The sequence below is a fragment of the Flavobacterium bomense genome (genome assembly GCF_003970355.1).
This window is the reverse complement of record NZ_RYDJ01000015.1, coordinates 35693-60589: the sequence shown is the minus strand read 5'-3', so window position 1 is coordinate 60589 and position 24897 is coordinate 35693. Positions and strand designations below refer to the sequence as shown.

Here is a 24897-nt window from a genome sequence, read left to right as displayed (position 1 = left end):
TTTTTTCCCTTAATCACAACTCTTAACAAAGAGCGATGAAACCGGAATTAGTGACTAATTACTTTTTTGCGACAGGTTTCTTAACGGCTGTTTTTTTGACAGCTGCTTTCTTTGCTGGTGCTTTTTTGGCGGCTACTTTTTTAGCAGGCGTTTTTTTGGCAATCATTTCTTGGACTTCCGCCAATGTTAATTTGGCAGCATCTACGTCTTTACTCAATTCAATTTTGAGTTTTCCTTTGGTGATTACAGAGCGACCCCAGCGGGCTTTCTCGACCAGAATACCTTCATCCTCCCAATTATGCAATACTTTATCGATATTTTTTTGCAATTTATCTTCAATCAATGCTTCTATATCAACTTGAGACAAATCATCAAAATTATATTTCTTACTTACATTAATAAACAAGCCATCCCATTTGATAAAAGGACCAAAACGACCAACGCCTTTTTGAACACCTTCGCCTTTATAAACGGCAATTGGAGCATCGGCAATAGCCTTTTCATCGATTAATTCCTGAGCCCTTTCAAAATCAACATCCAGTGGATTTTCTCCTTTTGGTAAAGAAACAAAAGCCGCACCATGACGAATATAAGGGCCGTAACGACCATTACTTACCTCAACTTCTTCGCCTTTATATTCTCCAAGATTTTTTGGCAATAAAAATAGATTCAGCGTTTCCTCTAAAGTGATGTTCCCAATATTTTGATCATTCATCAAACTCGCGAACTTTTTTTCTTCATCATCAGCGGCACCAATTTGAGCCATTGGTCCAAATTTTCCTAAACGAACCGAAACCGGCTTTCCTGTTTTTGGATCGGTTCCAAGAATTCTCTCCCCGCTTTCACGATCTGCATTGGCCTCTACATCTTTCACTATAGGGTGAAATTTATCGTAGAACTCCTGCATCATTTTAGTCCACTCAATATTTCCTTCCGCTATTTCATCAAAATCCTCTTCGACTTTTGCAGTGAAATTATAATCCAAAATATTTCCGAAATTCTTTACCAAGAAATCCGTAACAATTGTTCCAATATCTGTAGGAACTAATTTTCCTTTATCAGATCCGGTGTTTTCTTTCAGCACCTTCGCTACTACTTTTCCGGATTGCAACATCAATTGCACGTAATTTCTTTCTTGCCCGTCCAGATTTCCTTTTTCTACATAATTCCTGTTGATAATCGTAGAAATTGTTGGCGCATAGGTAGACGGACGACCAATTCCTAACTCTTCTAATTTTTTTACCAATGAAGCTTCGGTATATCTTGCAGGCGCTCTAGAATATCTTTCGGTTGCTGAGATGTAATTGTTTTGTAATTTTTCATTGACTTTCATTGCCGGCAACATGCCTTCCTGCTCTTCTTCATCGTCATCATGCCCTTCAAGGTATACTTTCAAGAAACCTTCAAAAAGCAAAACCTCTCCGGAAGCCGTGAATATTTCACCATGATTATTCGCTTCAATTTTCACGTTAGTACGTTCTAATTGTGCATCACTCATTTGCGAAGCCAAGGTTCTTTTCCATATCAAGTCATACAAACGCGCTTGATCTTTGTCTATATTTACCGTATGACGGGACATATCCGTAGGACGAATTGCCTCGTGTGCTTCCTGTGCTCCCTTACTTTTATTGACAAAAGTTCGAGGTTTAGAGAACTCTTTTCCGTAGGATTTAATAATTTCAGCCTGAGCCGCTTCCATCGCATCTTTAGATAAATTCACGCTATCCGTTCTCATATACGTGATCAGTCCGGCTTCATACAGGCGTTGCGCCAGTTGCATGGTAATTCCTACCGGCAAATACAATTTACGAGCGGCTTCTTGTTGCAATGTTGATGTGGTAAACGGACCTGTTGGTGTTTTTTTGGTAGGTTTAGTCTCCAAATCGGCTACCTTATATGTAGAACCTATATTTCTATTTAAAAAATCTTCGGCTTCTTTTTTAGTATTGAAATTTTTAGGCAGTTTGGCTTTGAATATTTTACCGGTTTCATTAGTAAATTCTGCCACAACAGAATACGTAGCTACAGCATTAAAGTTTTGAATTTCCCGTTCCCGTTCCACTATCAAACGAACTGATACTGATTGCACACGGCCTGCCGAAAGCCCTCCCTTTATTTTTCTCCAAAGTACAGGAGATAATTCATAACCTACCAATCGATCTAATACACGACGCGCTTGCTGCGCATTGACTAAGTTATAATCAATTTCTCGTGGATTATCAATGGCTTTTAGAATTGCAGTTTTAGTGATTTCATGAAAAACAATCCGCTTGGTTTTGGTCGCGTCTAATTTTAATTCTTCGGCTAAATGCCAAGAAATAGCTTCTCCCTCGCGATCCTCATCACTTGCTAACCATACCATTTCAGCTTTTTTAGCAAGTCCTTTTAATTTAGTAACCAATGCTTTTTTATCAGCAGAAACTTCGTATTTGGGTTTGAAGCCATTTTCTACATCAACACCAATTTCCTTAGACGGCAAGTCAGCAATGTGCCCATAACTTGACTCGACCTGAAAATCTGCTCCTAGAAATTTTTCGATTGTTTTTGCCTTTGCAGGTGATTCCACTATAACTAAATTCTTTGCCATATTCCGATTGTTTATGTCGGCAAAAGTAGAAGATTTTTTTAAATTTTAAGTTTTTTAAATTTTAAAAGTCAATTTAATCATTCAGTTGCAAGTTTTGAATGATTTGAATCCTATACTTTAAAAAAAATAAATCACTGCGGTTTTATTAAAAATACTGCCTTTTTATGATCTATTTCCTAAAATCCAACTGCAATTAAGTATGTGAAAAAGTTTAAAAGTCGTCAAGTCAAAACAAAAAACATAGCCAATAGTATCTTAAAATCAACTTGTTCCATCATTTTCTCTAATTTTAAAACACCCCATTATACAATGATTGTTACTTAAAACTTAAAAGAAGCCCTTTTACACAACAACGACATTCAACCCCATTTCTTCCAGTTTCGTTTTAGTTTCGATATCGATACCTTCATCGGTAATTAAAACATCAATTTTTTCTACATTGCAGATTTTACCAAAACCCCTTACATTCATTTTAGTTGAATCGGCCAAAACAATTACTTTTTCGGCTACATCAATCATCGCTTGATTCAAATGAGCTTCCATAGCATTTGAAGTACTTAAACCAAACTCTAAATGAAGCCCATCAGTTCCAATAAATAATTTATTACAGGAAAACTGGCTCAAAATTCCTTCAGCAATAGCACCCACAACTGAAGTTGATGCTTTTCTAATATCACCACCCAGTTGAATGGTATCAATTTCCGAATGTTTGCAGAGCTCTAAAGAAACTTTAAGCGAAGGAGTCAGTACAGTTAATTTTTGAAAGCCCCCCATCACTTTAGATAAATTATGAATCGTAGTCCCGGAGCCCATAATGATGTAATCATTGTCATTAATGTAACTCAAAGCCGCTCTTGCGATAAGCTTCTTTTGCTCTACCTGAAGCAATTCTTTATCACTTACATTTCTTTCAAACGCATAAATGGGCTGTTTACTAGCGCCTCCATGGGTACGATGCAACAGATTCTTGCTTTCTAAAAAACTCAAATCCTTCCGTATGGTTACGGACGAAACCTTGTGTGTTTCGCACAGCTCCACCACATGAACATACCCTTTTTGATTTAATTCCTCTATTATTAGTTCCTGTCTGATATTAATTATAGTCATACTACTGTTTAAATATTGAAATAAAGATAGGTATTCTTTTAGAAATAAAAAATAAAACAGGTTATTTTGAATAGTTTCATTTTGTTTCGATTTATTTCGTTATGTTTGTAAAACGAAATATTGTGTTACGGTATAAAAACAATAAAATGAAAAGATCAGAACAATTAATTCAACTTACACAAACCAAAAATTGGGATGTAATTATCATTGGCGGTGGTGCTAACGGATTAGGAATAGCGCTAGACGCAGCTAGCAGAGGTTTCAAAACCATACTGTTGGAATCAATTGATTTTGCCAAAGGAACCTCCAGTCGAAGCACAAAGTTAGTTCATGGTGGGGTTCGGTATTTAGAACAAGGAGACATTGCTTTGGTACGCGAAGCCCTAAAAGAAAGAGGCCTAATGGCACAAAACGCTGGTCACTTGGTGAAAAACCAATCCTTTGTGATTCCAAATTATAATTGGTGGGGCGGTTATTTCTATACCGTAGGATTAACCATATACGATATGTTAGCCGGACGATTAAGCTTAGGCGCTTCTAAATATGTGTCCAGAAAAAAAACAATAGAATTGCTTCCGACCATTACACAAAAAGGATTGGTTAGCGGCGTTGTATATCAAGACGGACAGTTTGATGATTCGCGTTTGGCAATCAACATTGCGCAAACAGCCGTTGAAAAAGGAGCTACGCTTTTGAATTATTCGAAAGTGATTAATTTATTGAAAGACGATAAAAACCAAGTTACGGGAGTAGAATTTGAAGATAAAGAAACCGGCACCAAATATAAATTAAACGGAACTGCCGTTATTAACGCTACCGGGGTTTTTACCAACTCAATCATGAAAATGAATGATTTGGAATACAAGAAATATATTGTTCCAAGCCAAGGGATTCACTTGGTTTTTGACAAATCGTTCTTACCAAGCGAACATGCTTTAATGATTCCAAAAACAAGTGACGGACGCGTTTTATTCGCAGTGCCGTGGCATGATAAAATTGTGGTAGGAACCACCGATACTTTGGTTAAAAAATCGAGTCTGGAGCCAATTGCCTTGGAACAAGAAATTGATTTCGTTTTAGAAACTGCTCAAAGATTTCTAGAGAAAAAACCAACAAGAGGCGATGTTTTATCAGTGTTTGCAGGCTTAAGACCTTTGGCAGCGCCAGAAAAAAAAGGGCAAAGTACCAAAGAAGTTTCCAGAAGTCATAAAATAATTGTTTCGGATACCGGATTAATCACCATCACCGGAGGAAAATGGACTACGTACCGAAAAATCGCTGAAGACGTTATTGGCAAAGCCATCAAAGTCCATAATTTACCTAAAAAAGGATGTAAAACGGAACACATCGCTATCCACGGCAATAAAATAACTTCCGTAACAGACCGAGAGAATCATTTATACATTTATGGAACTGACATTCCTAAAATACTGAAATTACAGGAAGACGAGCCTTTATTAAAAGAGAAACTACATCCTGATTATGATTATACCATGGCAGAAGTGGCTTGGGCTATTCGTTTCGAAATGGCCAGAACCATTGAAGATGTATTGGCCAGACGCGTGCGACTTTTGTTTTTAGACGCCAGAGCAGCGATTGATTCTTCTGAAAAAGTTGCTCAATTATTAGCCAAAGAATTAGGCCGTGACACCCCTTGGGCCGAAGCTCAAACAGCTGAATTTAGAACTCTGGCCAACGGTTTCCTTTTAACAGAATTTCAAGTAAAATAATATACAACTCTATTAACATAAAAACACCCAAAATGAAAAACAAACTAATTCTTGCCCTTGACCAAGGAACTACCTCCTCCAGGGCAATTGTCTTCAACCACGATGGAGAAATTGTCAACGTGTCTCAAAAATCTTTTGAACAAATTTTCCCAAAACCAGGATGGGTAGAACACGATCCAAACGAAATCTGGTCCTCACAAATGAGCGTAACCGCTGAAGTTATTGCAAAAGTAGGAATCTCAGGAAAAGAAATCGCCGCCATTGGCATCACCAATCAAAGAGAAACCACAATTGTTTGGGATAGAGAAACCAGTATTCCAATTTATAATGCCATTGTTTGGCAAGACCGGAGAACTGCAAAATATTGTGACGCATTGAAAGCTCAAGGGCACGGAGATATGATCAAAGAAAAAACAGGACTGGTTTTAGACGCTTATTTTTCTGCCACAAAATTAAAATGGATTTTAGATAATGTGGAAGGGGCTCGTGAAAAAGCAGAACAAGGAAAATTGTGTTTTGGAACTGTCGACACTTGGCTTATTTGGAAATTGACCCGAGGTAAAATGTTCATGACTGATGTTTCTAATGCTAGTCGTACGATGATGTTAAACATTCATACTTTAGAATGGGACCAGGAATTATTAAATTTATTCGATATCCCGCAATCGATATTGCCAGAAATAAAACAAAGTAGTGAGGTCTATGGAGTAACCTCAACCACGCTGTTTTCTACAAAAATCCCTATAGCAGGCGTTGCAGGAGACCAACAAGCAGCTCTTTTTGGACAGTTGTGTATCAATCCCGGAATGGTAAAAAACACGTACGGAACCGGTTGTTTTATGCTAATGAATACTGGCGAAAAGCCCGTTTATTCTAAAAATAATTTATTAACAACCATAGCCTGGAAAATTAACGGAAAAACAACTTATGCATTGGAAGGCAGTGTTTTTGTGGGTGGTGCAGCCGTACAATGGCTAAGAGATGGTGCTAAAATGATTGATGCTGCCCATGAAATTGAAGAACTAGCAGCCAGCGTTCCGGACAACGGAGGTGTGTATTTTGTTCCCGCATTAACAGGTCTAGGAGCTCCTTACTGGGACCAATACGCTCGAGGAGCCATAGTTGGGATAACCAGAGGAACCACAAACGCGCACATTGCGAGAGCAACTCTTGAAGGAATAGCGTATCAAGTCTATGATTTAGCAAAAGCCATGGAGGCCGATTTTGAAAAAAAAGGAACAGAACTACGAGTGGATGGCGGAGCAGTTGCAAATAATTTATTGATGCAATTTCAATCGGATCTTTTTAATTTCAAAGTGATTCGCTCAAAGACATTAGAAACAACAGCCCTAGGAGCAGCTTATTTAGCCGGTTTAGCTATTGGATATTGGGACAGCGTAGATGAATTACAAAAACAATGGACAATAGACCGTGAATTTTCACCCGAAATGCCCAGAGACACTGTCACTGAATTGGTAAAAAACTGGGATAAAGCGGTAGGCCGAGCTGGAAACTGGATAGAAAATTAATCATTAAAACCATACATTATGACTCCATTTATTGCAGAAATTCTCGGTACCATGCTAATGATTTTATTAGGTAATGGCGTAGTTGCCAATGTAGTTCTTAAAGGAACCAAAGGAAATAATTCCGGATGGATTGTCATCAGTACAGCATGGGGTTTTGCCGTTTTTGTAGGCGTTGCTGTTGCCGGTCCGATTAGCGGTGCGCATTTAAATCCTATTGTCACCTTAGGCTTGGCACTCATAGGAAAATTTGCCTGGTCACAGGTTGCTTCCTACATCTTGGCTCAATTCATTGGAGCTATGCTAGGAGCCTTTTTAGTTTGGCTTTCCCATAAAGATCATTTTGCAGCCACAGAAGATGAAGGCGGAAAACTTGCTTGTTTTTGCACAGGACCCGCGATTCGGAATTACTCCTCCAATTTAATGAGTGAAATCATCGCCACTTTTGTATTAATTTTCGTGATATTCTATATTGCCGGTCCAGAACTGATCATGAGTTCTGATACTGGCGCTGCAATTGGACTTGGAACTGTTGGCGCTTTACCGGTCGCTATTTTAGTTTGGGCTATAGGATTATCCTTGGGAGGAACCACAGGGTATGCTATAAATCCTGCAAGAGATTTGGGACCTCGAATCATACACGCTATTTTACCCATAAAAGGCAGCAGCGATTGGAGATATGCCTGGGTTCCTATCGTTGGCCCTATAATAGGTTCCTGTTTGGCCGCAACCTTATATATGTTACTTCTCTAACCTTCTTTTTTAAAAGTAAAATCATGCGAAAATTATTTTTTACCACTATAATCTCTATTATAGGGCTAGCTGGATATGCCCAAGAAACTCCTGTTGCCGATACCATTCCAGCAGCTGTAGCAAACACAAAAACGAACCGACTAGATTTTGATGTAGAATTAAAAACGAGCCACCTCTGGAGAGGACTGGTTATCAACGGAAGCATGACTGCCATGGGAAACATTCATTATGCTTTGGACAAAAAACGAAATCTAACCGTGGGTCTTTGGGGCGGGAATGGGTTTGATGGCGAGTACAAAGAAATTGATTATTACATTCAATACAAAAAAAATGGTTTTTCAATCGCCTTATGGGACCTATTCAATACTACAAATATTGAAAACCCTGCCGTTTTTAATTACGATCGAAAAACAACCACGCACATTCTTGACTTAAGAACATCCTATCAATTTCCTGACCGATTTCCTTTGCGGATAGAAGCTGATTTTCTGCTTTACGGTAATGATCGTGAATTAATGAATAACCTCGATTATAAAAACAGATATTCCACCTATGTTGAATTAGGATATCCGTTATTGAAAAATCAAAAAATCACTTTAGAGGCCTATTTAGGAGCCGGATTTGCCTTAAACGGAGAATCCCATTTATATACAAATGATCCCAACAGTAATTTTGATATTGTAAATACCGGAATCAGGGCGTATAAAAACATTCACATTCTAAATTACAAACTTCCTGTTTCCGCAGTAGCCATGTGGAATCCAGCCCTTAAAATTGCCCGAATTCAATTGGGTGTGGTATTGTTCTAATTACAACAACAACACCTGGTTTGATAACGAAAACGTTCTTTTAGAAACAAAAGAACGTTTTCGTTATTCCAAAATTAAAACCCAAAATAGTGTTAATTCTTAATCTGACATCTTGTCATATTTATTTCAATTGCGTTATCTTTGCACTTTGAAAATATGCAATGGAAAAGATAATAGAAGAAAGCAAGCAGGGAGAAAGTCTTGTTTTAGAAAACAAACCCGAGAACACGAAGAAACTTTTTATTGAGAGTTACGGTTGCGCAATGAATTTTTCGGATAGTGAAATTGTAGCTTCTATATTATCCTCAAACGGATATAATACGACGCAAATTCTGGAAGAAGCCGATTTAGTTTTGGTGAATACCTGTTCTATTCGGGATAAAGCAGAGCAAACAATTCGCAAACGTCTGGAGAAATACAATGCCGTAAAACGCATTAATCCAAAGATGAAAGTGGGCGTTTTGGGCTGTATGGCAGAACGTTTGAAAAGTAAATTTCTGGAAGAAGAGAAAATTGTTGACCTCGTTGTAGGTCCTGATGCCTATAAAGATTTGCCGAACCTTTTGCAAGAAGTAGAAGAAGGACGTGATGCCATTAACGTGATCTTATCGAAGGATGAAACTTATGGCGATATTTCTCCTGTTCGATTGATGAGCAACGGAATTACGGCTTTGGTTTCAATTACTCGTGGTTGCGATAATATGTGTACGTTTTGTGTGGTACCTTTTACCAGAGGACGCGAACGCAGCCGTGAACCACAAAGTATAATGAAAGAAATTCAGGATTTGTGGGACAAAGGTTTCAAAGAAATTACACTTTTGGGACAAAATGTGGATAGTTTTCTTTGGTACGGCGGCGGATTAAAAAAAGATTTTGAGAACGCTACCAAAATGCAAAAAGCAACTGCTGTTGACTTTGACCAACTCCTTGAAATGGTAGCCGTAGGTTTTCCTAAAATGCGTATTCGATTTTCAACCTCTAATCCGCAGGATATGCATGAAAGTGTGTTGCACGTGATTGCAAAACATCCTAATATTTGCAAACACATTCACTTGCCTGTCCAATCTGGAAGCAATAGAATTCTGAAAGAAATGAACCGTTTGCACACGCGTGAAGAGTACATGACTTTGATTGACAAAATCAGGACTATTATTCCAAATGGTTCCATTTCACAGGATATGATTGCTGGTTTCCCTACAGAAACCGAAGAGGATCATCAAGATACCTTGAGCTTGATGGAGTATGTGAAATATAATTTTGGGTATATGTATTCGTATTCCGAACGTCCGGGAACTTTGGCTGGAAGAAAAATGGAAGATGATGTTACCGATGAAACAAAAGCAAGAAGACTACAGGAAATTGTCGATTTACAACAAAAACATGCTTGGTTCCGCAGTGAAGAATTCATTGGACAAACCGTAGAAGTTTTAGTAGAAAAAGTTTCGAAAAAATCGACTGAGGAGTTTTCCGGCAGAAATTCACAAAGTATTACCGTAGTTTTTCCGAAAGAAGATTATAAAATAGGAGATTTTGTTTTGGTTAAAGTTGAAAGTTGTACAAGCGGCACTTTGAAAGGGAAAGCGGTTGGTTTGAGTGAAATGAATTAATAAAATTAGTGGCTAATTTTTAATTCATTAGAAATAAAAGAATTTAAGTAATTATTAATGAGATTGCTTCGTGCCTCGCAATAACAATATGGAATCAGTTCAAAATATTAAACAACGATTTGAGATTATCGGGAATGACCCGAAGCTTAATCGTGCGATAGAAAAAGCCATTCAAGTTGCTCCTACTGACATTACCGTTTTGGTAGCCGGAGAAAGCGGAGTTGGAAAAGAAAATATTCCCAGAATTATTCATTCACTTTCGCACAGAAAGCACGGAAAATACATTGCCGTAAACTGTGGCGCCATTCCAGAAGGAACCATTGACAGTGAGCTTTTTGGGCATGAAAAAGGCGCTTTTACCGGAGCAACAGGAACTCGGGAAGGTTATTTTGAAGTGGCTGATGGAGGAACTATTTTTCTGGATGAAGTGGGCGAATTACCCTTGACCACCCAAGTGCGTTTGTTGCGTGTTCTTGAAAATGGTGAATTTATAAAAGTAGGTTCTTCACAAGTACAAAAAACAAATGTGCGAATTGTGGCGGCCACAAATGTCAATTTATTTGATGCTATCGAAAAAGGGAAATTCCGTGAAGACCTCTATTATCGTTTAAGTACGGTGGATATTACTTTGCCCCCTTTGCGCGATCGAAAAGAGGATATTCACTTATTGTTTAGGAAATTCGTCGCTGATTTTGCCCATAAATATAAAATGCCGCCTTTGAAACTGGATGAAAGTGCTGTGCAATTATTGCAAAAATTTCGTTGGAGCGGAAACATCCGACAATTGCGAAATGTAGCGGAACAAATATCCGTTTTAGAAACTAACAGGGAGATATCTGCAGTGACATTACAATCCTATTTACCCGTACAAGGAAACAATTTACCTTCCGTTATTAAAGACCAAAAAAACGAAAGTGATTTTAGTACCGAAAGAGAAATTTTGTACAAAGTACTTTTTGATATGAAAAGCGATCTAAATGATTTAAAAAAACTGACCTTAGAACTCATCCAGAATGGCGTTTCTAAAGTCCAGGAAACAAATCAAAACTTGATCAAGAAAATATATGGATCTAAGGAAAATGATAGTGAAATTGATTTTGAAGAAGAACCAAGAGCAACTTTAATAGCTGCAAAAAACAATGACAACGATTATCAGGAAAGAGATGATAATTATCTTTTTGCCGAAACTGTCGAAGAAGAGGAAACCTTGCGTCTGGAACAAAAAGAGATAGAAATGATTAAGAAATCATTAGAAAAAAATAAAGGAAAACGAAAAGCCGCCGCAGATGAATTGGGAATTTCCGAAAGAACTTTATACCGGAAAATCAAACAATTTGATTTATAATGTAGTCCGAAAAATACAACGTGTTTAATTGAAAATGAATATATTTGACCCGAACATTGGTGAGCCGGCGAAGCAATTTTTAAAAAATAAAATGAAATATCTAAAACGTATACTTCTCTCCGTACTTATAATAAGCATCAACAGTTGCTCGGTTTACAACTTTACAGGGACGGGGAAAATTGATGCTGAAACATTTCAAGTGGGCTTTTTTCAGAATAATGCTGAATTAATTGAACCCGGAATTGACCGGACATTTACACTAGAACTTCAAGATTTGATTCAGAATCAAACCAATTTAAACTTGGTACAAAATGGTGCAGATTTAACCTATGAAGGAGAAATTGTTGATTACAGAATTAGCCCTATGACAGCAACGGCAGACCAGCAAGCTTCTCAAAACCGTTTGACAATTCGTGTGAATGTTCGTTTTACCAATAAGAAAAAAGAAACAGATGATTTTGAAAAACCATTTACTTTTTTCTTTGATTATCCTGCACAACAACAATTGACAGGCGCAACCTTGAATGCTGCTTTAAAAGATATTTTTGAAAGAATAACACAAGATATATTTAATGAATCTCTGGCTAAATGGTAAATAAAGAAATATCCAGTTGGCAGTTTTTAGTATTCAGTGCAATATACTAAAACTTGAAGCCTGATTGTTGAACATTGATTACTGAACATCGAACACTTGAAAAATGAATGTAACTGATTATACTTATTTGATTAACAAACCTGATGTTGTACATCAAAAGCAAACAGAAGCTTTGGAAAAAGTATTAAACGAATTTCCTTATTTTCAGAGCGCCAGAGCACTTCACCTAAAAGGCCTGTACAATGAGAACAGTTATAAATACAATGGTGCTTTAAAAATAACGGCTGCTTATACAACGGACAGATCCATTTTATTTGACTTTATTACCTCCGATGTTTTTACTTCAATTCACAAAAGTCTCTTTACTAAAAAAGCACTTGAAATCCTTGACATTCCGGTAATTGAAAGTGAAATTATTTCGTTTCAAGAAAAAAAAGAACCCAAATTAAATCCTTTAGAACAATCCATTCTTACCTCAATAAAGGAAGCTTCTCCAACCGCCCCAATCCAAACGAATTCTATACCAATAGCAGAAAAAATGGATCTTGGAAAACCGTTGGATTTTTCGGCAAAAGAACAACATTCCTTCCAAGAATGGCTACAGCTCTCTCGTACAGAACCTATAGAAAGAGAGAATGAGGATTCTAAAAAACCGGCTGATCCAATGGACGAGGAGAAAAGAAAAAAATTAGACTTAATCAATAAATTTATAGAAACAAGTCCAAAGATTTCTCCTGTAAAACACGGCGCTGCTTCCTCAGTGACCTTAGACCTAAATGCACCAGATAACTCGTACTTGATGACCGAGACTTTAGCCCGAGTTTACTTGGAACAAAAAAAATATCAAAAAGCGATACAAGCTTATGAAATATTAATTTTGAAATATCCAGAAAAAAGTAGTTTCTTTGCAGACCGCATAACGGATATTAAGATTTTACAACATAATAATAATTAAACAATGAGCACATTTTCAATTTTTTTAGTTTTAATAACTATAGTTTGTTTTCTATTAATCGTAGTAATCATGGTTCAAAACCCTAAAGGTGGTGGATTATCCTCTACAATAGGTGGTTCTCAAATGTTAGGCGGGGTACAAAAAACAACTGACTTTTTAGACAAAAGCACTTGGACATTAGCAACTATATTAATCGCACTTATATTACTTTCAAGCTTGAGCTTTACAGGAACATTAAGTGATACTGATTCTAAAATCATTGACAATATGGGAACCGCTGCACCAAACACAACTACTCCTATAGCAGTACCTGCTCAAAACACACCTGCAGCTACAAATCCAGTAAAATAAATCACTTCTACATATTCTAAATGCCAGCCTGTCAAAGCTGGCATTTTTTATAAGAAAATGTGTCAGTTTGATTAAGATGGCACAATTTCTGAAATCTTCATCTTTATTAATTAATATTGAATACTAAAAAATATAAAATCATGGATTTAAACATTAAACCTCTTTCAGACAGAGTCCTTATCGAGCCCGTTGCTGCTGAAACAAAAACGGCGTCAGGAATCTTCATCCCTGATACTGCCAAAGAAAAACCACAAAAAGGAACTGTTGTTGCTGTAGGAAACGGAACAAAAGACCACACTATGACAGTGAAAATTGGTGATTCTGTTTTGTACGGAAAATATGCTGGTACTGAATTGAAACTAGAAGGAAAAGATTATTTGATCATGCGTGAAGACGATATTCTTGCAATTATCTAAATTAAAGTACGGACAAGTCGTGACTTGTCCCTTCAAATAAACATTAAACAAAATTTAAAATGGCAAAAGATATAAAATTTGATATAGAAGCACGTGACGGATTAAAACGTGGTGTTGATGCATTGGCAAATGCAGTAAAAGTAACGCTAGGGCCAAAAGGTCGTAATGTTATTATTGGAAAAGCTTTTGGCGGACCAACCGTTACTAAAGATGGTGTAACTGTAGCAAAAGAGATTGAATTGAAAGACCCACTAGAAAATATGGGCGCACAAATGGTAAAAGAAGTAGCCTCTAAAACGAATGATTTAGCCGGAGACGGAACTACAACTGCAACCGTTTTGGCACAAGCGATCGTAAAAGAAGGATTGAAAAATGTTGCTGCCGGAGCCAATCCTATGGATTTGAAACGCGGGATAGACAAAGCAGTTGATGCTATTGTTGCTGATTTGGCTAAACAAGCCAAAGTAGTAGGTACGGATTCTGAAAAAATCAAACAAATCGCTTCAATTTCTGCTAACAATGACGAAGTAATTGGGGAGTTAATCGCTGCTGCTTTCGCAAAAGTGGGAAAAGAAGGGGTTATTACTGTTGAAGAAGCTAAAGGAACAGATACGTATGTTGATGTTGTTGAGGGCATGCAGTTTGACAGAGGATATCTTTCTCCTTATTTTGTTACCAATTCAGAAAAAATGGAGGTAGAACTAGAAAATCCATACATCCTTTTATATGACAAAAAAGTTTCTTCTTTAAAAGAATTATTACCGGTTCTTGAGCCTGTAGCACAATCTGGGAAACCATTATTGATTATTGCTGAAGACGTAGATGGGGAAGCATTGTCTACACTAGTGGTAAATAAATTACGTGGAGCCTTGAAAATCGCCGCTGTAAAAGCGCCTGGTTTTGGAGACCGAAGAAAAGCTATGTTAGAAGACATCGCTATTTTAACTGGTGGAACTGTAATTTCAGAAGAAAGAGGATACACTTTAGAAAACACAACTATCGAAATGTTAGGTACTGCTAAGAAAGTGACTATCGATAAAGATAATACTACAATTGTAAGTGGTGCAGGTGATGCGGATATGATCAAAAATCGTGTCAACCAAATCAAAGGTCAAATGGAAGCTACCACTTCTGATTATGACAAAGAAAAGTTGCAAGAACGTTTGGCTAAATTAGCTGGTGGAGTTGCTGTACTTTATGTAGGTGCTGCATCTGAAGTAGAAATGAAAGAGAAAAAAGACAGAGTAGATGACGCACTTCACGCTACTCGTGCTGCAGTTGAAGAAGGAATTGTTGCTGGTGGTGGAGTTGCTTTACTGAGAGCTAAAAATGCACTTAGTGCTATTAAAGCAGATAATGCTGACGAAGCAACCGGAATTCAAATTGTATCTCGTGCAGTGGAGTCTCCATTGAGAACTATTGTTGAAAACGCAGGTCTTGAAGGGTCTGTAGTTGTTGCAAAAGTCGCTGAAGGTAGTGGTGATTTTGGTTATAACGCAAAAACAGACGAATATGTCGACATGCTTAAAGCAGGAATTATTGATCCTAAAAAAGTAACTCGTGTAGCTTTAGAGAATGCAGCTTCAGTTGCCGGAATGATATTGACTACTGAATGTGCTTTAATTGATATTAAAGAAGATAATGGTGGTGGAAACCCAATGGGTGGCGGCATGCCAGGGATGATGTAACAATACATCTTTTAGATTAAAATTTAAAATAAACCAATATATTTAGATTTTTTAAAGAAAATGAGCTCGATTATATTTCGGGCTCATTGTTTTTGTAGAGTTAACATTGCATTAGTGAATTAATTTCATACCTTTACTACTAAATTAGTAACTAAGGCAATCTGTTTTTTATGATAAAACCAAGGCGTTTTTTTCTATTCGTTACTTTTTTAGTATCTTCAGTTATGTTTAGCCAGAATAATGAAGAAACCGTAAAATCAAAGATTGGTGTTGTTCTTAAAAATTATTTTAAATTAGATAGAGAAGCAATCCATATTCATGTAAATAAATCAACATTCTTAAGCGAAGAGACTATATGGTATCAAGGATACATAGTTACTAGAAAGACTACTAAACCATTTTACACTTCCAATGTTTTTGTACTATTACTTGACGAAAAAGGAAAACAACTCTCTGAAAAATTAGTATTTGCTGATAATGGTGTTTTTTCGGGTCATATTAAACTTGGCCCTAATCTGGACTCCGGAAACTATTACATCCAAGTATATACTAACTGGATGAACAACTTTACAGAAAATGAATCTACTTTGGTAAAAGTAAACATAATCAATCCAGACCAAGGCATTCAGAATACGGAAAAAATAGTTAAAGAAACACTTAAAGTTTACCTAAATCCAGAAGGGAAAAATCTTATCAGCGGAGTTTCAAATACGATCGGGATACAAGTAAAAGACTGCAATAATAATACACCTATAAATCTTGAAGCAACTATACAAAATAGCAAAGGAGAGGCTTTGCAAACCGTCAAATTAAATAATTTTGGCTTCGGAAAATTTCACACAATCCCAACTACAGAAGTGCTAACAGTAGCAGTGAAATATGAAGACAAAATTATCGAAAATAATTTGCCCCCTGCTAATTTAATAGGCGTTGCTATTGAAGCAAGTTCCTTCATGCTAGACAACAAAACTAAAATCAAAGTAAAAACAAATAAATCTAGTTTCAATAGCTTACAATTTCGTGGATTAAATTTAGTTATTCATCAAGACCAAAATTTCATCGTTGAACCTTTAAACATTAATCCTAATAACTTAGAGCAAATAATTGTTGTCAATAATACAGGTCTAAATCCAGGAATTAATACTATCAGAATAATTGATAACGAATTAAAACAATGGTCTGAAAGACAAATATACATTAGTCCAATTACAAAAAATAATTATGATGTTATAAAAAATAATCAACAGGGAAACATTATAAAACTTGCCGCATTCTCCAATTCAACTAATAATATGATTAGTATTTCTGTTTTGCCTGTAGAAACGAAAAGTATCGACGATAACAATTCTATCATCGCAGGATTGACTATCAACCCTTATTTAAAGACATCTCTTTTAAATTCTAATTATTATTTAAATGATGTAAATAGATTAAAATATTACGAATTAGATTTGGCTCTACTGAATCAAGAAAGCCTAAAATATGATTGGGATTACATGAAACTGCAACCACCTACTGCACATTATACTTTTGACATTGGAATTAATTTAAAAGGAACCGTAGCTAACCCACTTAAAAGTAAATCATTTCATAAAGTAAAACTAGTAAGCAGTAAAGAATTCATAACGGCATCAGCTGATGTCACTGAAAATGGTACTTTCGAATTCCAAAATCTGCTTTTAACAGATTCTACTTATGTTAATTTATCCTTGCATAAACAACCAAATTTTGAATATGTTGATGCAAAATTAGCGCTACAAGTTGTCAATAGAAAAAAACTATATAATAAAGTTTTTACTGGTCTTATTAAAAAGAACTGTAATTTAGAAAATGATACTATTAAAACCGTAAATCTTGATTTACCATACTTTAAGGAAAAAGCCATTCAACTTAAAGAAGTTGTGTCAAAAAACAAAAAAAAACAATTAACACATATTAATATTCTTTCAAACAGAATGCTTCGTGGTCATAAAATTGATAGTACCAACAACTCTTCAAGAATTTTAAATTTCATAGAACAAAATGGGTTCATGGTAGATCGAACCATTGGCAAGATAAATATATATAGTAGATTGCCTCAATTAAGTGTAGGACCACCACCCACACCTATTGTTTATATTGATGATAGGCAACTCTACTTTGATTATTATGAACTTGAATTTTTAAAAATGGATGAACTTGATGAAATCTATATTAATGCTCTAGCTATAGTGGCAGGCGGTAACAATAATCTTGGGATAATTAGAATTTACACCAAAAAACAACAAAATACTCACTCCAAAAAATCAAATCCAAATTCGTTTTTTGTAAAAGATGCATTTTCAAAAAGTAGTACTTTTCAAAATTTAGAATACGAGAATGCTTCTAGTAACGGTTTTAATAATTTTGGCACAATTAATTGGTTTACAAAAACAATTTCAGATTCAAACGGTAATTTCACATTTGATATTCTAGATTATAACAAAAAAAACTGCAAAATTATCATTGAGGGCATGACTACAGACGGACAAATTTTTCATGAAGAAAAAGTGGTTCAATTAAAGTAAATCGAAGAACTATTAAAAATGCCACCAAATAGTCCTACATTATTTGGTGGCATTTTTAATTTTTAAATTAGATTTATTCTTGAACTTTAGCTTTTTTGCTAAACTTATAAATTACCGGTAAAACAGTAATCCCTACTAAAATCAATACAATTAATTCGATATGCTCCTTTAGATCAATCTTATAATTCTCAAGTAAAAAACCATATAAATAATGTCCGGCAAAAATTAGGGTGAACGACCAAATAAAAGAACTTAAAATATTATAAAACATAAACTTCTTCTTATCCATTGAAACGATTCCGGCAACTATTGGTGCAAAAGTCCTCAATATTGGAAGAAATCGAGCAAAAATAATTGCCTTACCTCCGTATTTTTCAAAAAAATCTTTTGATTGAACCAAGTACTTTTTCTTAAACCAAAAACTATCTTCCTTGTTGTATAGATAATACCCGCTTTTAGAACCAAACCAGTAGCCTACTACGTTTCCTAAAATTCCTGACAATGCGACAAGTGTGGATAGGAGGACCACATTTAGAAAATCATTATTGATAACTAAAATATTCTCTATCAATTCGCGACTGTAAATTCCTGCCAAAAACAATAAACTATCTCCTGGCAGAAAAAAACCTGCAAAAAGACCCGTCTCCGCAAAAACAATAAATAAAACTATATAAATACCCAATTTAATTCCATTAACATCAAAATGAATATAAAAAAGTGGGTCAATTAAATTCTTCCAATCAAAATCGTTCATTCTAAGGTGTTTTATGCTAAAATTATTCGTGCGTGAAAGTACGGATAATATATCTCAACCACAATTTATGATACTATTTTAAAGTTTTATTAACTATTTAAAGTAGCAGAATTATCTTTACATTATTTACAGCCAAAAGTTGTTTATAAAAATCCTGATTTTAGTTATGTGTATAACCGTTTTTCATAGTTAACAACTACAATTTTTACTCAAAAAAAATTAAAGTATGGCATTAAAAAAACCAAAGTTTTCACTTTGGCGTTTCTTTAAAATTATTTTCGTTTATATTGACAACAAGCATGAAGACTGTCATAATCTTCCTTTAAAGCCCTGGCTCCCTCTGTGTCGTGACCTACTTTCGCAATCGCTTTTTGAATTGTTGGAACATTCGTTTTTTGTTCGTTTATAATCAGATATAAAGTACCACAATCCATATGCCATTCGGCAGATTTCACACCAGAAACACTAAATGCCACTTTTTCAATTCTCTTTTTGCACATGTCACAATTCCCGCTCACATGAAATTCAACCTTAGCATTTTTGCTTTTCCCTTCTTGAGCCTGAACCGTAAACCCAACAAAAATCAGTAACATTACTAGTGTTATATTTTTCATCATTTAATTTTTTTTAACCTATTTAATTTTAAAACGTAAACCCGCATAATACATTTGTCCAAAAACTGGACCATAAACTATTGATGCGTCAAAAGTAGGTCCAAATGGATTTTCATTACCCAAGATAACATTGTCCTGCTTGTAATTACCAATGTTTTCTCCGCCAATATAGATTTCGAAAGTTGGAGAAAAAGATCGTGTAACCTGTATATTCATCACAGAAAATGAAGGTGAAAATTCAGGCAGCCTGTCAACTTCAGGATTGATTGACGTATTGGGTAATTGTTGTTTTCCGAGCCAGTTAAGCGTATAATCAAACTTCCATTGTTTTCCTTCTTCTAATATTTGCGTTTCAAATCCTAAATTTCCAAAGAAACGATGTTTTGCCTGTAGTGGTCTTTGATAGGTTCCTGATAAATAATCCGTTTGAACATCATAGTATTTGTAGGCTGTTCTCAAATTAAAACGCTTTATTGGTTCATAATTAAATTCTACTTGCAAACTATTCGCATACGATTTTCCGTTCAAGTTATAAAACAAAACCTGTTGCGGACTTTGCATTATATCAACAATTGCTTGGTTCTGAAAATCAGTTCTGTAGAAATCAAAACCAACATCAGCACTTTTGCCAAAAAACAAAAAACCCTGCATAAAACTCAATCCATAATTCCATGCAATTTCAGGATTTAAACCGTATATTTTTCCTTTGGTATCTAAAAATTCAAAAGTTCTTGAACTAGCTAAAAGCTGTTGGTTTTCAGCAAAAACATTAGCACTTCGTTTCCCTCTACCTGCTGAAAATCGCAAAACACCTTTCTCCCAAGGATTGTATCGCACATGTAATCTTGGCGTAGCAAAAGTCCCTAAACGATTGTGATTATCTATTCTGCCGCCTAGAACTACGCTAAAATTCTCCGTATTATCATACGTATATTCAAAAAAAGCACCTACTGAGTTATCAATTCTGCTGTAATCATTCACATTGACAAACTCACCGTATTTATCATAGGTAAAGTTTAGACCTGTAGAAAATTTATGCATTGTATTATTAATAATCGAATTGAAAATCAGGTTCGAATAATAACTTTTTTGTTCAATATTATATTGATTTAGTCCAAAATAAGAGTTTTGATCGTGACTGTTAAAGGCATTCTGAAAACCAATACTTTGATATGGCATGTCAGGAAAAACATAGCCTAATTTAGCGGAAACATCAAAACGTTCCGTATTGATTTCGGAACCCCAATAATTTGTCGTTCCCCTGTCTCTATCCGGATCAAAATTTAATTCTCCTGTTTGTTTTTGATCATTCATATATCGGAAATTGATGAAACTCACCCACCCTTTTTTGGCATTGGTATATTGCCACCGATTTAAAACATTGATTTGTTTTGCTAATGGATTATCAAGAAAGCCATCGTCATTCATATCGTTTTTTGCAACTCTGGTATTTCCGTGTACAAATAAACTACTGCTCCATTTATCAGAAATTTTAGTATTGAAATGTGTATTTAATTCAAATCGAGAATCTGTCGAACCATAGACATTTAGAAAAAATGGAATATCGCTGATTGGTTTTATTAATTCGGTATTAATTTGTCCCGAAATACTTTCGAAGCCATTGACAACACTTCCTGCACCTTTGGTAATTTGGATACTTTCTACCCAAGTTCCTGGTGTAAATGACAACCCATAGGCTTGAGAAGCACCACGTACCGAAGGAATATTTTCCTCGGTAATCATCAAGTAAGGACTCGTCAATCCTAGCATTTTTATTTGTTTCGTTCCCGTCAAAGCATCCGAAAAATTAACATCAATTGAAGGATTTGTTTCGAAACTTTCTGCCAGATTGCAACAAGCGGCTTTCAGTAATTCTTTGCTTGTCAGTGTTGTAGTATTAGTTGTTAGTTTGTACGATTTTTTTAAACTTTTGCTGCTGCCTTGTATTTTTATCTCTTGCAAAGTATCTTGCGAATAAGAATTAAAAGCACATAAAAGAAACAATAAAAATATTGAAATTTGTTTTTGCATGATTGATTTTTAATGTTAGAATAATGTAAAACCACTAAAGTGTGATTCAAGTTCTACTAAAACATTAAAAGCTACGCGTAGAAAATATATTGGTGGTATAATTTAAAAAAAAGCGGCGCATTTGTATCGAAACAATACGACGTAAATTGGCTGTTTTGAAAATTTGAAATAAATGAAAAGACATAAGGATTCCATTCTTTTATTGAAAATGTAAAATCTGTATCGGCAGAAACTGTTTTTTGGACTAATTTATCCGTCTTCTTTTGAAAATTAACCTCTTTGTCTTCGCAACAATTTGATTTTTTTTCAACAACATTACAACATTTTTTTTCTAATTTTTGATCTTCAACAGGAGTTTTAAGAGTAATAGACGAAATTTCATTTCCGCAATAACGCAGATTAAATGCTACTCCTACATTGGAAACCAATAGGAAAAAAGCAAGAAGAACACTAACCAGTCCTTTGAATTTCATCATGCAAAAGTAGTGATTTAATCAAACTCCAAAAGCTAAATTCAAGTTAAAATCTACAATTCAAGTTCTTGTCCTATCAAAGGAACTTTACATTCAAAACTATATTTTTCCTGGACTTTGATACGGAGTTCATCCAGTGGCTGATTTTCACCATGCGCTGACAACCTTTTTATTTCCTGAATTTTTGCTTTTACCGGATAATATTACCCGCGAATATTAATTCCTTTTGCCCCTTGCATCAATTTTCTTTCTCGTGTTCCTTCGGCGTGATACCCCACTGTAATTATTACAAATCCCCTCCATGGCTTCCTTATAATCCGGAACTAATGAAAACATTTTACTCATTTCAGCACATTCTCCCGGCGGTAACTTGTGCCATTTTTTATTAGTAGAAAAAATATTCAGTGCAGTGATTCCCATTGAAGTATCAATAATATATGGGATCTTGGAGATTCTGTCTTCTTCCTGAATTTTAACGCTATCCAAAAGGATTTAAAACGAGACCGAATATACCTCGGAACTTTCACATCCGTAGCAACCTCTCGACCCGTATGATACTTACATTCGACCATAGCGATCGTTTCGTTTTTTTGACCAGCACATCTATTTCATGCGAGACACATTTACCTTGTAAGGTCAAATTATTTATTGATTTATAATGCTACGCGAAAAAATTCGTCCTATATATTTTTCAAAAAAAAACTGCAGTACTTAAGAGTCCAATTGTTTCTCTTAAATTATAACGTGTGACATGAAAATCAGCTTTTTCTTCAATAATGAAAAAGCCATTTTGTAGATTTATTTTGTAGAAATACCCTCATACATCTGCTTTTTTATAGCCTGTAAAATTGCGTCAACCGCCATAATGCTAGCACCAGATTTGATCAGTGATTTTTTAAGTTTATCCGAATTAAATTAGGCTATATAGTCAGAATGTTTCACTGTTTTAATAGCAATAGAAATTTGATTTACAGACACTTAAATCGACATTGAAGACAAACAAAAAAGACTACTTATTTTGTTTCTGATAATAAAATCCAGGAACAAACAATAATAAAAAAATAGGCTGAATTAGAAACCGACGGATATAAAACAATATCCAATTGTGGTTTCCCCAAGTAAAATAGATGATATAGAAAAAAGCAACCATTAAAATCATAAAAAGAAAATAATACAGCACAAAGGCGAATTTCACCATCATTATTTCTTTAAAAAGCACATAAATAATCCCCAATGAAATAGCGGTATTTAATGTATAACGAAACAATAGCCCATAAAATAATTGGACTGCATTGAAACTTGGCAACGGTAACTTCGCAAAATCTTTCTTGAAGAAATCCAGAAAAGGATCATAAAACAACTGATTTTCAAAAGCACGAACAAGCACCAGCAATACAACAAAAAAAAGAAATTGCAGTACGCGAACTTTGTTATTAAGAATCTTTTGAAGCATATCTTGAAAATTTACGAACCCAAATTAACCACAATACAAAAACTAAACTATAAATGTACAAAGGAAAAAGAACTCCGTGCAAGAAGGGTTCCTGTTTTGGAAAATAAAAAATAAGTGCGCTTAAAACAGCTATTCTCAAAACATTCAATACATAAATAAACAGACTTCCTCCAAAGATAAAAAGCAGCGTCGTTAGTAGTTTTCCAGAAAAAGCCACGACAAATGAAATAAACAAAATAATTACGCTAATTGCATTACATCCTTCTACAATTCGGGCTACATATTTCTGGTTATAAAACAACTTCATATAAGGAGATGCAGTGCTCTCTTCAATTGAAGATTCATCATTAAATAACTGCAGCACTTGCTCTGTATTTTCACTTACCATTCTGGTAACAGAATCTATTTGATTTTCTTCAAAACCATTAAGAAAACGCTGATACAAAAAAGTCAGCACTATATAAGTTAAAAAAAAAGTACCTAGAAAAATCAAAAAAGGCTTGTAGAGAATAAAATATTTTTTCAAAATCTATTTTTTTAACAAATTTATGTAATTTTTAAAACTGGCTTTAAATACTTTTGTACAAATAAAAATAAAAAAACATGACATTTCAAGAACTACAACCAAAAGTAACCGAAATCACATTAAATACAACGTTGTCAAGAGACGAAAAACTATTGTCTATTTGTGAGCTGCTTAGTAACTCTGTTGCCTATTATAATTGGGTAGGATTTTATTTTGCAAATCACGAGTCTAAAACATTACACTTAGGACCCTATGTGGGAGCAGCAACAGACCATACGGTAATCCCTTTTGGAAAAGGAATTTGCGGACAAGTGGCTGTTTCAAACGAAAACTTTGTAGTTCCTGACGTTGCAGCGCAAGATAATTATATTGCTTGTAGTTTTACCGTGAAATCAGAAATCGTTGTACCCCTTTTTGTAAACGGAGAAAACATAGGACAAATTGATATTGACAGCCATGTCATAGATCCATTTACAAAAGAAGACGAAAAGTTCTTAGCCTTTGTGAATGAGGAAATTGCAAAATTGTATTAAGATTTAAAATAATTCATAATTCATAATTCATAATTCATAATTATTTTTTACTTTTGCACCCGTCTTACAATAGCTGTAAGGCATACATAAAAATCATTAAACAAATATTGGAATGTATTTAACTAAAGAGATTAAAGAAGAAATCTTCGCTAAACACGGAGAAAAAACAAACACTGGAAAATCAGAAGCTCAAATTGCTTTGTTCACTTTCAGAATTAGCCACTTAACGGAGCACTTGAAAAAAAATCGTCACGATTATAATACAGAGCGTTCATTAGTCTTGCTAGTAGGTAAAAGACGATCTTTGTTGGATTATTTGAAGAAAACAGAAATCAACAGATACCGTGAAATTATCAAAGTATTGAATATCAGAAAATAATCAATATGTAAAGAGGCGCGAGAGTGCCTCTTTTTGTTTTTATATTTCCGCGTCCAAAGTTCATTTTATAATCCTGACACAAAAGGGATTAGAATTAAGACCGCATTATAAGGTAAGTA

The 24897-nt window shown here is 35.0% G+C and carries 23 protein-coding genes; 14 read left to right on the top strand and 9 right to left on the bottom strand.

The features are described 5' to 3' along the window. Positions 1 to 58 precede the first annotated feature (58 nt). Together topA and EKL98_RS12385 are read right to left on the bottom strand one after the other, a co-directional pair. Positions 59 to 2587 (bottom strand): type I DNA topoisomerase, encoded by a 2529-nt coding sequence (gene topA / locus EKL98_RS12390; RefSeq protein WP_126562696.1) that lies wholly within the window; start codon positions 2585 to 2587, stop codon positions 59 to 61. A 342-nt stretch (positions 2588 to 2929) separates the two neighbouring features. After that, on the bottom strand, positions 2930 to 3694 hold the full coding sequence (locus tag EKL98_RS12385) for a DeoR/GlpR family DNA-binding transcription regulator (protein ID WP_126461915.1): 765 nt from the start codon (positions 3692 to 3694) through the stop codon (positions 2930 to 2932). 146 nt (positions 3695 to 3840) lie between these two features. Between EKL98_RS12385 and EKL98_RS12380 the strand changes: the two genes are divergently transcribed. The 12 genes from EKL98_RS12380 to EKL98_RS12325 all read left to right on the top strand — a co-directional run bounded on the left by EKL98_RS12380 (position 3841) and on the right by EKL98_RS12325 (position 18015). After that, a complete protein-coding gene (locus EKL98_RS12380; protein WP_126554736.1) occupies positions 3841 to 5424 on the top strand; it encodes a glycerol-3-phosphate dehydrogenase/oxidase in 1584 nt (527 codons plus the stop codon). A gap of 32 nt (positions 5425 to 5456) precedes the next feature. Beyond that, positions 5457 to 6953, top strand: a complete 1497-nt coding sequence (gene glpK / locus EKL98_RS12375; protein WP_126461909.1) for a glycerol kinase GlpK — start codon at positions 5457 to 5459, stop codon at positions 6951 to 6953. 18 nt (positions 6954 to 6971) lie between these two features. Then, positions 6972 to 7703: an MIP/aquaporin family protein gene (locus tag EKL98_RS12370; RefSeq protein WP_126461906.1), complete on the top strand. Its 732-nt coding sequence runs from the start codon at positions 6972 to 6974 to the stop codon at positions 7701 to 7703. A 23-nt stretch (positions 7704 to 7726) separates the two neighbouring features. Next, positions 7727 to 8512, top strand: coding sequence for a hypothetical protein (locus EKL98_RS12365; RefSeq protein ID WP_126461903.1), 786 nt, complete (start codon positions 7727 to 7729; stop codon positions 8510 to 8512). A gap of 161 nt (positions 8513 to 8673) precedes the next feature. Continuing rightward, positions 8674 to 10119: a tRNA (N6-isopentenyl adenosine(37)-C2)-methylthiotransferase MiaB gene (gene miaB / locus EKL98_RS12360; RefSeq protein WP_126562694.1), complete on the top strand. Its 1446-nt coding sequence runs from the start codon at positions 8674 to 8676 to the stop codon at positions 10117 to 10119. 88 nt (positions 10120 to 10207) lie between these two features. Beyond that, positions 10208 to 11464 (top strand): sigma-54 interaction domain-containing protein, encoded by a 1257-nt coding sequence (locus EKL98_RS12355; RefSeq protein WP_126562692.1) that lies wholly within the window; start codon positions 10208 to 10210, stop codon positions 11462 to 11464. Between the two features lie 91 nt (positions 11465 to 11555). After that, complete coding sequence (locus EKL98_RS12350; RefSeq protein WP_126461894.1) at positions 11556 to 12059, top strand: LptE family protein; 504 nt, start codon at positions 11556 to 11558, stop codon at positions 12057 to 12059. A gap of 103 nt (positions 12060 to 12162) precedes the next feature. After that, positions 12163 to 13014: a tetratricopeptide repeat protein gene (locus EKL98_RS12345; RefSeq protein WP_126562690.1), complete on the top strand. Its 852-nt coding sequence runs from the start codon at positions 12163 to 12165 to the stop codon at positions 13012 to 13014. A 3-nt stretch (positions 13015 to 13017) separates the two neighbouring features. Further along, positions 13018 to 13365: a preprotein translocase subunit SecG gene (gene secG, locus EKL98_RS12340; RefSeq protein ID WP_126461888.1), complete on the top strand. Its 348-nt coding sequence runs from the start codon at positions 13018 to 13020 to the stop codon at positions 13363 to 13365. Positions 13366 to 13505: 140 nt separating this feature from the next. Further along, positions 13506 to 13781: a co-chaperone GroES gene (locus EKL98_RS12335; protein WP_126452815.1), complete on the top strand. Its 276-nt coding sequence runs from the start codon at positions 13506 to 13508 to the stop codon at positions 13779 to 13781. A gap of 59 nt (positions 13782 to 13840) precedes the next feature. Then, complete coding sequence (groL, locus tag EKL98_RS12330) at positions 13841 to 15469, top strand: chaperonin GroEL (RefSeq protein WP_126452813.1); 1629 nt, start codon at positions 13841 to 13843, stop codon at positions 15467 to 15469. A gap of 224 nt (positions 15470 to 15693) precedes the next feature. Beyond that, a complete protein-coding gene (locus EKL98_RS12325; RefSeq protein ID WP_126562688.1) occupies positions 15694 to 18015 on the top strand; it encodes a hypothetical protein in 2322 nt (773 codons plus the stop codon). A gap of 73 nt (positions 18016 to 18088) precedes the next feature. On the opposite strand, the gene EKL98_RS12320 is transcribed toward EKL98_RS12325, so the two are convergent. From EKL98_RS12320 to xrtF, 7 genes are all read right to left on the bottom strand, one after another. Next, a complete protein-coding gene (locus EKL98_RS12320; protein ID WP_126562686.1) occupies positions 18089 to 18769 on the bottom strand; it encodes a DedA family protein in 681 nt (226 codons plus the stop codon). A 272-nt stretch (positions 18770 to 19041) separates the two neighbouring features. Continuing rightward, complete coding sequence (locus EKL98_RS12315) at positions 19042 to 19386, bottom strand: heavy-metal-associated domain-containing protein (RefSeq protein ID WP_317125142.1); 345 nt, start codon at positions 19384 to 19386, stop codon at positions 19042 to 19044. Positions 19387 to 19401: 15 nt separating this feature from the next. Further along, complete coding sequence (locus EKL98_RS12310; RefSeq protein WP_126554722.1) at positions 19402 to 21414, bottom strand: TonB-dependent receptor plug domain-containing protein; 2013 nt, start codon at positions 21412 to 21414, stop codon at positions 19402 to 19404. 71 nt (positions 21415 to 21485) lie between these two features. Then, positions 21486 to 21890, bottom strand: a complete 405-nt coding sequence (locus EKL98_RS12305; protein WP_126461880.1) for an HYC_CC_PP family protein — start codon at positions 21888 to 21890, stop codon at positions 21486 to 21488. A 213-nt stretch (positions 21891 to 22103) separates the two neighbouring features. After that, entirely contained in the window at positions 22104 to 22373 is a 270-nt protein-coding gene (locus EKL98_RS12300) for a hypothetical protein (protein ID WP_126562684.1), read from the bottom strand. A 523-nt stretch (positions 22374 to 22896) separates the two neighbouring features. Beyond that, a complete protein-coding gene (locus tag EKL98_RS12295) occupies positions 22897 to 23340 on the bottom strand; it encodes an exosortase F system-associated membrane protein (RefSeq protein ID WP_126562682.1) in 444 nt (147 codons plus the stop codon). Then, entirely contained in the window at positions 23321 to 23866 is a 546-nt protein-coding gene (xrtF, locus tag EKL98_RS12290; protein WP_126461866.1) for an exosortase family protein XrtF, read from the bottom strand. The genes EKL98_RS12295 and xrtF overlap by 20 nt, the downstream gene beginning before the upstream one ends. A gap of 77 nt (positions 23867 to 23943) precedes the next feature. Between xrtF and EKL98_RS12285 the strand changes: the two genes are divergently transcribed. Continuing rightward, positions 23944 to 24399 carry a GAF domain-containing protein gene (locus tag EKL98_RS12285; protein ID WP_126461863.1) on the top strand — a complete coding sequence of 152 codons (456 nt, stop codon included), beginning with the start codon at positions 23944 to 23946 and terminating at the stop codon, positions 24397 to 24399. Between the two features lie 112 nt (positions 24400 to 24511). Then, on the top strand, positions 24512 to 24778 hold the full coding sequence (gene rpsO, locus EKL98_RS12280; protein ID WP_066079886.1) for a 30S ribosomal protein S15: 267 nt from the start codon (positions 24512 to 24514) through the stop codon (positions 24776 to 24778). Positions 24779 to 24897 lie beyond the last annotated feature (119 nt).